Source organism: Solimonas fluminis (assembly GCF_002930645.1).
GTDB classification, from domain to species: Bacteria; Pseudomonadota; Gammaproteobacteria; order Nevskiales; family Nevskiaceae; genus Solimonas_A; species Solimonas_A fluminis.
This window is the reverse complement of sequence record NZ_PSNW01000026.1, coordinates 1-3,992: the sequence shown is the minus strand read 5'-3', so window position 1 is coordinate 3,992 and position 3,992 is coordinate 1. Positions and strand designations below refer to the sequence as shown.

At 66.7% G+C, this 3,992-nt stretch carries 6 protein-coding genes; all 6 read left to right on the top strand.

Annotation, left to right across the window (positions count from 1 at the left end; translation table 11 throughout):
* Positions 1 to 264: 264 nt before the first annotated feature.
* A complete protein-coding gene (locus tag C3942_RS22795) occupies positions 265 to 672 on the top strand; it encodes a MotA/TolQ/ExbB proton channel family protein (protein ID WP_243393710.1) in 408 nt (135 codons plus the stop codon).
* Entirely contained in the window at positions 665 to 1,189 is a 525-nt protein-coding gene (locus C3942_RS21760; RefSeq protein WP_104232463.1) for a MotA/TolQ/ExbB proton channel family protein, read from the top strand. Before C3942_RS22795 ends, C3942_RS21760 begins: the two co-directional genes overlap by 8 nt.
* 10 nt (positions 1,190 to 1,199) lie before the next feature.
* Positions 1,200 to 1,625: an ExbD/TolR family protein gene (locus C3942_RS21755; RefSeq protein ID WP_104232464.1), complete on the top strand. Its 426-nt coding sequence runs from the start codon at positions 1,200 to 1,202 to the stop codon at positions 1,623 to 1,625.
* Between the two features lie 26 nt (positions 1,626 to 1,651).
* Entirely contained in the window at positions 1,652 to 2,062 is a 411-nt protein-coding gene (locus C3942_RS21750; RefSeq protein ID WP_104232465.1) for an ExbD/TolR family protein, read from the top strand.
* Between the two features lie 3 nt (positions 2,063 to 2,065).
* On the top strand, positions 2,066 to 2,797 hold the full coding sequence (locus tag C3942_RS21745; protein WP_104232466.1) for an energy transducer TonB: 732 nt from the start codon (positions 2,066 to 2,068) through the stop codon (positions 2,795 to 2,797).
* 11 nt (positions 2,798 to 2,808) lie between these two features.
* A partial coding sequence (locus C3942_RS21740) for a tetratricopeptide repeat protein (protein ID WP_133164394.1) occupies positions 2,809 to 3,992 on the top strand: 1,184 nt, incomplete at its 3' end.

Genomic DNA, 3,992 nt, shown 5'->3' with positions numbered 1-3,992 from the left:
CGTGCGCATCCAGGCCAAGGTCACCGCGCCGGACGGCGCCCAGGCCGACAAGACCGTGCTGCGGGTCGGCCCCTTCGTGGCCGTGTCGGAAGGCCGGTTCCTGGAATACACCACCGGCGCCAATGCCTTCAGCACGCCGCCCAAGCAGCCGCCGGGCNCCTGATCGCCGTCTACCAGTTCAGCTTCCTGCTGCTGACCAGCACCAAGGTCAACCGGCAGCTGGCCAACCTCAACCACCTGAACGCCGACAACCCGCTGGGGCGCGTGCTGCTGGCCTTCAAGGGCGGCAGCGCCCCGGCCAACGCCGAGGACGCCGAAGTGATCGAACTGCGCGTCTCCGAAGCCGTGCTCAAGGAACTGCCGCCGCTGGAGCGCGGCCAGTCCTTCCTCAAGCTGGGCGTCGCCGCCGGCCCGCTGCTGGGCCTGGTGGGCACCGTCGTGGGCATGATCCACACCTTCCAGGTCATCACCGAATCCGGTTCGGGCGACCCCAAGCTGATGGCCGCCGGCATCTCCATGGCCATGATCGCCACCCTGCTGGGCTTAGGGATCGCCATCCCCCTGCTGTTCGCCAACAGCGCCCTGCAGGCCCGCTCCAAGCGCATCACCCAGATCCTCGACGAGCAGAGCACCGGCCTCTTGGCCGAGCTGATCGAGAAGCGTCATGCCTGAGATCCTGCTGGCGCCGTTCCATGCGGTCGGCCAGCTGATCCTGGCCGGCGGGCCTTTCGTGATCTGGATCCTGGTGGCCGGCATCCTGATGTGGACGCTGATCTTCGAGCGGCTGTGGTTCTACCGGACCCAGCTGCCGGTGATGACCGGCCAGCTGCTCGGGCAATGGCAGGGCCGGGCCGAGCACCAGTCCTGGATGTCCCACCAGGTGCGCAGCGCGATGATCTCGCGGCTCAACGGCGCCATGAGCGAGAACATGCCGGTGCTGAAAGTCCTGATCCCGATGTGCCCGCTGCTGGGCCTGGTGGGCACCGTGCACGGCATGCTCGAGGTCTTCGATTCCATGTCGATCCTGGGCTCGGCCGACGCCCGGACCATGGCCAGCGGCGTGTCCAAGGCCATGAACTGCACGATGACGGGGCTGGCGGTGAGCGTCACCGGCATGTACCCGGTGCACCACTTCCAGTCGAAGATCCGCAAGCAGACCGAACTGCTGGCCGACCGCTTCACCTTCTAGGAACCATCCCATGGGCCTGCGCCACCGCCGCCAGCACGTCGAGCACGAGGAAGAGGCGATCGACCTCGCGCCGATGCTGGACTTCGTGCTGAACCTGCTGATCTTCTTCATCATCACCGCCGTCTTCGTCAAGGAAGTGGGCCTGACGCTGAACACCCCGCCGCCGGCGCCGCCGAACCAGAAGCAGGAAGAAGAGGACAACAGCACGCTGTTCATCGCCGTGCACAAGAACGGCGACATCTCGATCGACCAGCGCCTGGTGGACCCGGCGGCGATCCGGGCCAACGTCGAGCGCTTCCGCGGCGAGAAGCCGGACGGCCCGGTGATCGTGGTGGCCAACACCAAGGCGCCGACCGGCATGGTGGTCAAGGCCATGGACCAGGCACGGGCGGGCGGGGCGATGAACGTCATGCTGCAGCCGACCACGACCAAGTAGAACAGAGCGAGCCCGAGGAGACACCCATGCAAGCCCGCCGACATGCAAGCGACGACGGACACCACGGCATCGACCTGGCGCCGATGCTGGATTTCGTGCTGAACCTGCTGATCTTCTTCATCATCATCACCAGCTTCGTCAAGCAGGCCGGGGTCAAGGTGGACAAGGAGCAGGCCGAGACGGCCGAGTCCAAGGCCAGCGGCAACATCCTGATCGCCGTGCGTCCCAACGGCGAGGTGTGGATGGACCGCAAGAAGGTGACGATGCCCGAGGTGCGGGCCCTGGTGGAGCGCATGCACGCCGAGCGCCCCGAGGACACCGTGGTGATCCTGGCCGACAAGGCTTCCGAGAGCGGCATCATGGCCCAGGTCATGGACCAGGTCCGCGCCGGCGGCGTCAGCAGCGTGTCGGTCGCCACCAAGGGCGAGGGGGGCTGAGCGATGGCCAACTCCGCCCCCACCGAACCCGGACGCGTGCCGCTGTTCGTCGTCGACCGCCGCACCGGCGCGCCGGCGCCTGCATCGGCCGAGCCTCCGCCAGCCGCCGCCGCGTCCCTGCAGACGGGCGTGCTGCGCTTCGTCGTCCCGTTCCTGCTGGCCAGCGTGTCGATGGTGGGACTGTTCTGGCTGCTCTATGGCCTGATCCACGCCACCACCGGCGCCACCACCAACGGCGAGCTGCTGCCGACCGTGGACTTCGTGCGCCTGGCCAAGAACTTCGAGATCGAGAGCCGCGACCGCAAGCCGCCGCCGGAGATGCCGGACCGCCCCGAGGCGCCGCCCGAGGTGCCGGTGCAGCAGACCCAGATCCAGGGGCCGACGAACACCAACGTCGCCATCAACATGAAGCTGGAGAATTCGACGCAGGTGAAGTCCAGCTTCGGCCTGTCCTCCACCGACGGCGAGTACCTGCCGATCGTGAAGGTGGCGCCGATGTACCCGGCCCGCGCGCAGAGCCAGGGCATCGAGGGCTGGGTGCTGGTGCAGTTCACCGTCACCGAGTCCGGCAGCGTCATCAACCCGGTGGTGGTCGAGGCGCAGCCGCCGGGCATCTTCGACGAGGCCGCCAAGAAGGCGGTGACCAAGTTCAAGTACAAGCCGCGCGTGGAGAATGGCAGGCCGATCGCCGTGCCCAACGTGCAGCACCTGATCCGCTTCGAGCTGGAAAAGTGATGAGGTCCGCAGTGAGATCCAGAAACCTGTTGCTGCGCGTACTGCTGGTCATCGCCATGGTCGCCGCCGCGGGCTCGGCCGGGCATTCGTTCGCCAAGGACAAGGACGGCAAGAAGCCGACCCCGCCGCCGACCAAGCAGACCCAGGTGATCCGCGCGGAGACCTACAAGAAGATGGAGGTCGCGCAGAAGGCCTTCGAGGCCAAGGATTACAAGGGGGCTCTGGCAGCGCTGGATGGGCTCAAGGCCACGGAGGCCAAGCTCAACGACTATGAGCGCGCCACGCTCTACAGCCTCTACGCCGCCGTCTACTACGCGCAGGAGCAGTTGCCCAAGACCATCGAATCCTATGTCGCGGTGCTGAAGCAGCCCAACCTGCCGGACGGCCTGCGCGACAGCAGCCTCTATGCGCTGGCGCAGATCTACTTCATCGCCGAGGACTATCCCAAGGCCATCGCGGTGGTGAAGAAGTGGCTGTCGGTGGTGGCGGAGCCCAGCCCCGAGGGCTATGCCCTGATGGCGCAGGCCTACTACCAGACCCAGAAGTTCGCCGAGGCGGAGAAGGCGCTGGTGACCTCGCTGCAGATCTCCAAGCAGCGCGGCCAGGCCCCGAAAGAGGCGGCGCTGGCGCTGCTGCGTGCGATCTACTACGAGCGCAAGGAATACGCCAAGGCCGCCAGGGTTCTGGAGATGCTGGTGAGCATGCAGCCGGGCAAGAGCACCTACTGGCAACAGCTCGCCGGCATGCGCGGGCTGATGGACCAGCAGCGCGAGCAGGTCCGGCTGATGCACGCGGCCTACCGCGCGCAGCTGCTGAGCAACGAGTCCGACCTGCTGAACCTCGCGCGTCTCTACATGGTCAGCGAGGTACCCTATCCGGCCGTGCGCCTGCTGGCGCAGGGCATGAAGAACAAGAGCATCAAGGTGAGCGCCGAGAACCTGCAGCTGTACGCGCAGGCCCTGGCGATGTCCAAGGAATACAAGCAGCAGATCCCGGTGCTGCAGAAGCTGGCGACCATGACCGGCGAGGCGCGGCACTACGTCTACCTGGGCCAGGCCTACAACGAGACCGGCGACTGGAACAACGCGGCGGAGGCTTTCCGCACGGCCCTGAAGTCGCGCAACCTCGACAAGCCCGCCGATGCGCACATGGCGCTGGGCACCGCGCTGTTCAATGCCAACAAGTTCGCCGAGGC

What these genes read in the sequence shown, in the direction of transcription:
- C3942_RS21760 (WP_104232463.1), top strand. Translation starts at nt 665, where the DNA reads ATGCCTGAGATCCTGCTGGCGCCGTTCCATGCGGTCGGCCAGCTGATC.
- C3942_RS21755 (WP_104232464.1), top strand. Translation starts at nt 1,200, where the DNA reads ATGGGCCTGCGCCACCGCCGCCAGCACGTCGAGCACGAGGAAGAGGCG.
- C3942_RS21750 (WP_104232465.1), top strand. Translation starts at nt 1,652, where the DNA reads ATGCAAGCCCGCCGACATGCAAGCGACGACGGACACCACGGCATCGAC.
- C3942_RS21745 (WP_104232466.1), top strand. Translation starts at nt 2,066, where the DNA reads ATGGCCAACTCCGCCCCCACCGAACCCGGACGCGTGCCGCTGTTCGTC.